Here is a 4,367-nt window from a genome sequence, read left to right as displayed (position 1 = left end):
TCAGCCATGTTATTGCCTCAGGGTCGGATTAGTCCTCATGATATCCCGTTTTGTCATAGACAAAAAAGATTTGTTTGATTATTCTTTACTCAAGCACGTGTTCCGGGGCCTTTGTGCCTCAAGCCGGTCCGGCCCCGAACACAGCCACCCGTTATGTCAGCGCCGCGCCGTTTTGGATGGCGCCGAGCGCAACACCCATTTAATCGCGCAAGCGCAAGGGAGCTATCATGAGCAATCTGATTCGGATGGTCTATGCCAGTACCTCCAGCAATCCAATCGAAACAGCCAATGGCGCGGTCCCCCGGGACGTCGGCCGGATCCTGATGCAATCACGCAAGAATAACCCGTCTCGCCAGATTGGCGGCGTGCTCTATTTCAGCAACAACTTTTTCTTTCAGTGTCTCGAAGGCGATCAGCAGGAAGTGGATGATCTGTACCGCAAGCTGGCCGAGGATCCGCGGCATACCCATCTGCAAACCCTGTCGGTTAAACGGGTGGAACAGCGTCTGTTTCTGGACTGGTCGATGAAATACGTGGCCCTGGATCATCAGGTACAACAGATCCTTCGCCAGCATGGCCTCAACAGCTTTAATCCTTATGAATTCAACGCAGCGATGATCGACAGCATGCTGGGTCTGTTTGTCCGGGCCAGGGATATGACCGCCAGCTCCGATCAGCAGCACGCCTCTGCCGGGGCAGTCCCCCGTCCGGGACTTTTGTCGCGCCTGTTTGGTCGCAAGCGAGCCGCCTGATCGGTGAATCTGCCAAATCAATCCACTATGGTGGGCAGGCTGAATAACATGAACACCCGGATAACCAGTGCCGCCTTGCTGGCGAACTGCGCAACATGATGACGCACTACCGGCGCTAACCTTCCTCCCGTTCAGATAGCGAGCGTAAGAAAAACCGCCGCCCCGCCGGGCGACGGTGTTTCTCTTCGGCCAGTTGCTCCACAATATAGGTCCGCAGAGCGGCATGCGCCGCTTCCTTGCTGACAAACGGCCCCCGATCCGGTCCCTTGCGCACCGCAAAGAACCACTCCCCGTCAACCTCGTAAAACCGTTCCGAACGGGCCGGCGCCTGTTCCTTTTCGTCATCATACCGGTACATGGTTATCACCGCCTTTCGCCTCATGCCTTGTCAGGGTCGAAAAGCATAGCCGGATGCCTCGTGTTTGCCTGTCGGACCCGGCTGAAAATCATGTAGGGCTTTTCTCAAATGCCTGTCAGCATTTGCCGACAGGGTTATTCTGTGAGCGGGGTTGTGTTTGCCTGGCGCGCACTGTTTTATCCTTCATCACCCGCGCAATCTGTTTTGCGAAACTATCCTTATATTGATGGAACCTTTTGACACGCCCGGGCGTGTAATACTGTATGGCCATTATCCCCCTGCTAGCCGGCCGCCGCGCCCGCCGGTTTGAACAACAGCTGCGCCCGCATCTGCCGGCGCTGTATCGCTATGCCTATCGACTCTGCGGCAGTCGCGACGATGCCGAGGATCTGGTCCAGGAGCTGCTGACGCGCCTGTTCGAAAAGCAGGTTCCTCTCGATAATCTGGAGCACCCGCAAAGCTGGTTGCTGACCGTCCTCTACCGCCAGTACATCGATACACACCGCAAATCGCAGCGCACGCCCACCGATCTGAATGCTGAACACAGCGCGGAGATTCTCGATAACTTGCACCAGACTCACGACACCCCGGATCACGCCCTGGAACAGAACCGCCTGCAATATGATTTGCAACGGGCCATCGATTCACTGAACGAGGAACAGCGCCTGGTTGTGCTGCTGCACGACGTGGAGGGGTTCACCCTGCCGCAGTTACAAGAGGTGCTGGACATTCCCGGCGGCACGCTCAAGTCACGCCTGCATCGCGCCCGCGCCCGCTTGCGGGAAATTTTATCGTCCGAAGGGGAACCTTCCGCCCCCATCGAGCGTGTTAACGGGTAGGAGTGAACACATGATCAACTGCACCACATTTCAACAGCAACTGGATGACTGGCTCGACGGCAAACTTTTAGTCGACGAACAGGTTGCCCTGCAGGAACACCGGCAACAGTGCGACCGCTGTCGGCGGAAGTACGCTGCAGCCCAGGAACTGCAACAGGCGCTGCGCGATCTGCCCGTCGCGCCACCTTCGTCCGACTTTGCCCGGCGCGTCATGCGGCACGCCACCCGGTCACGTAACACGGCCGCCCGCGGCTGGCTGAAAGGATCGATCGCCGCCGGCGCACTGATCACCGCGTTGTTCGCCGGCTATCTGGCCGGCAACCTCTCCGGTACCGGCGAGCATAACGGGGCAATCACCGTAACCCTGGCACCGCAACAAACCCGGACCGTGCAGCTGGCCTTTAACAGCAAACAGGCGCTGGAGAATGTCCGGCTGACGCTGCAATTACCGGAGCAGATCGAAATCGACGGCTATCCCGGCCGCCGGGAACTGAGCTGGCAAACCAATCTGGCGCAGGGCAGCAACCGACTGCAACTACCGCTGATTCTTCGCGACCGCAACTGGCAGGGCGGCGAGCTGATCGCCCGGCTTGAACACCCCAGCGGCCAGCGGGAATTTCGTATTCAGGCTCGAACTAACCCGCCTGTCAATTCAGGCACCACCCAACAGACGCTGTAAACCCAACCCGACAGGAGCACGACCATGAAAAAACTGAACCTTTCGCTTTTGACCCTGATGGCAGCCCTGCTGCTGCCGCTCGGCGCCCAGGCCCAGGAGGATGATCTGGAAGTCACCCTCGAGGCGGTCCCGGCCGACAGCTCCGCCGATGCCGCGATTAATAATATTGAATTACCTCAAGATGCCGATCCCCAGGCCCATAAAAACGCCGAATTCGGCATCGGCACCGCCAACAAGGCTCGTCGCCTGCGCGAGGAAATGAGCCATGAATTTGGCAGCGAGGTCTCCGATGCCGCGCGCGAACGCGCCCGGGAACGGACACAGAACATTCAGGTACCCGGAGAACGCCCCTAGTCACCCCTCAAACAACTGTTCACTCGCAAGCCACGCCGGCAATTACCGGCGTGGCTTTTGGTGTTTAACCACAACGTATTGGAAAGGTTTTATCGTATGTCGTGTTACCGGTTCTGGCGTTCTCTTCAACCACTGGCGCTCGTTGCGCTGCTGCTTGGCACCATCACCCCCGCCCTGGCTGCCACGGCCGGTCAGTCTGAATTTGACCAGGGGCTCAAGGCCGCGCAAAGCGGCCGGCATCAACAGGCCATCAAGGCGTTTTTACAGGCGCAACAGGCCGGCTTTGACAAACCCGCCCTGCATTACAACCTGGGGGTGAGCTATTTTCGGCTCGGGGATTATGCCAGGGCCCGGCAACAGTTCGAGCGGCTGACCCGCGATCCGCAGTGGGCGGCGCTGGCCCACTACAATCTCGGCCTGGTGGCCCGGCGTCTGGACGATTCCGATCGGGCCGCCGACCATTTCGAGCAGGCCTATCGGCGCAGTGACAATACCCGTTTGCGGGCACTGGCTGCCACGGCACTGGATCGTCTGCCGGTCTCCCGCCGCGATGCCGGTACTACCGTATCCGCCACCGTCGCCGCCGGCTACGACAGCAATGTGGCACTGGCCCCCGATGCCGAAACCGTCAACCTGAGCGACAACAGCGATCTTTTTGTCGAAGCCGGCGCGTTGATCAATCATCGTCTCAGTGCCGACCGCTATCTGTTCGGTGGCCTGCATGTGCGCCAGTACACCGACGTCAGTGAATACGATCAATACAGCCTGCGCCTGGGATTGAACCAGTTGCACACGGGGCAGCGCTGGCAACTGGATGTCAGCGGTTACGTGGACACGATTTATGTCGACTCGAGCCGCTTTGAACAGTCATTGAATGTCGACGTCCGTGCCCGCCGCCCCCTGGCCGGCGGCAAGGTGCTGGGTCTGCGTTATCAGGCCGGTCTGATCGACGGTGGCTCACGTTACGCCTATCTTGGTGGCTGGCAACAGCGCCTGGGTATCGATGGCTGGTTACCCACCGATGCCGGACGACTGCGTCTGGGCTATCAGCTGGAACTCAACGATCGCGATGATCTCACCCAGAGCGGCGAGTTTTTCAGTTACTCACCGACCCGCCACAAGCTGTTCGTTGTGCTGGATCGCTCCGGCCCCGGCGACTGGCACTACACCCTGCGCGGCGAATACCGCTACAGCGATTACGCCGATCCCTACCGGATCAGCAACGGTACGATCACCGAGGTACAACGCGAGGATCACCGTTACCTGGCCGGTGTGCGCGGCCAGCGCAAGCTTTCGGAAAAAACAGACCTGTTTCTGGATTACCGGTATATCGACAACGACTCCACGCTGGAAGCCTACGATTATGCCCGGCATCAGATCATGGG

Annotated in this window: 6 protein-coding genes; 5 read left to right on the top strand and 1 reads right to left on the bottom strand. The window is 59.1% G+C overall.

Features of this window, described 5'->3' with window-relative positions:
- Nucleotides 1-227: 227 nt before the first annotated feature.
- Entirely contained in the window at nucleotides 228-752 is a 525-nt protein-coding gene (locus RI563_RS12695; protein WP_310694753.1) for a BLUF domain-containing protein, read from the top strand.
- A gap of 115 nt (nucleotides 753-867) precedes the next feature.
- Here RI563_RS12695 and RI563_RS12690 read toward each other — a convergent pair whose 3' ends face one another.
- Entirely contained in the window at nucleotides 868-1,110 is a 243-nt protein-coding gene (locus RI563_RS12690) for a DUF6316 family protein (protein WP_310694752.1), read from the bottom strand.
- 263 nt (nucleotides 1,111-1,373) lie between these two features.
- Here RI563_RS12690 and RI563_RS12685 point away from each other — a divergent pair, with 263 nt between their 5' ends.
- The 4 genes from RI563_RS12685 to RI563_RS12670 all read left to right on the top strand — a co-directional run.
- Complete coding sequence (locus RI563_RS12685) at nucleotides 1,374-1,949, top strand: RNA polymerase sigma factor (protein ID WP_310694751.1); 576 nt, start codon at nucleotides 1,374-1,376, stop codon at nucleotides 1,947-1,949.
- 10 nt (nucleotides 1,950-1,959) lie between these two features.
- Nucleotides 1,960-2,628 carry a hypothetical protein gene (locus tag RI563_RS12680; RefSeq protein WP_310694750.1) on the top strand — a complete coding sequence of 223 codons (669 nt, stop codon included), beginning with the start codon at nucleotides 1,960-1,962 and terminating at the stop codon, nucleotides 2,626-2,628.
- Nucleotides 2,629-2,652: 24 nt separating this feature from the next.
- Nucleotides 2,653-2,982 carry a hypothetical protein gene (locus tag RI563_RS12675; protein ID WP_310694749.1) on the top strand — a complete coding sequence of 110 codons (330 nt, stop codon included), beginning with the start codon at nucleotides 2,653-2,655 and terminating at the stop codon, nucleotides 2,980-2,982.
- Between the two features lie 96 nt (nucleotides 2,983-3,078).
- Nucleotides 3,079-4,367: tetratricopeptide repeat protein (locus tag RI563_RS12670; protein ID WP_310694748.1), on the top strand; the 1,289-nt coding region annotated here is incomplete at its 3' end.

The organism is Thiohalophilus sp. (assembly GCF_031581315.1).
GTDB lineage: Bacteria > Pseudomonadota > Gammaproteobacteria > UBA6429 > Thiohalophilaceae > Thiohalophilus.
The sequence above is the reverse complement of the archived record's forward strand: the minus strand, read 5'-3'. Positions and strand labels throughout refer to the sequence as shown.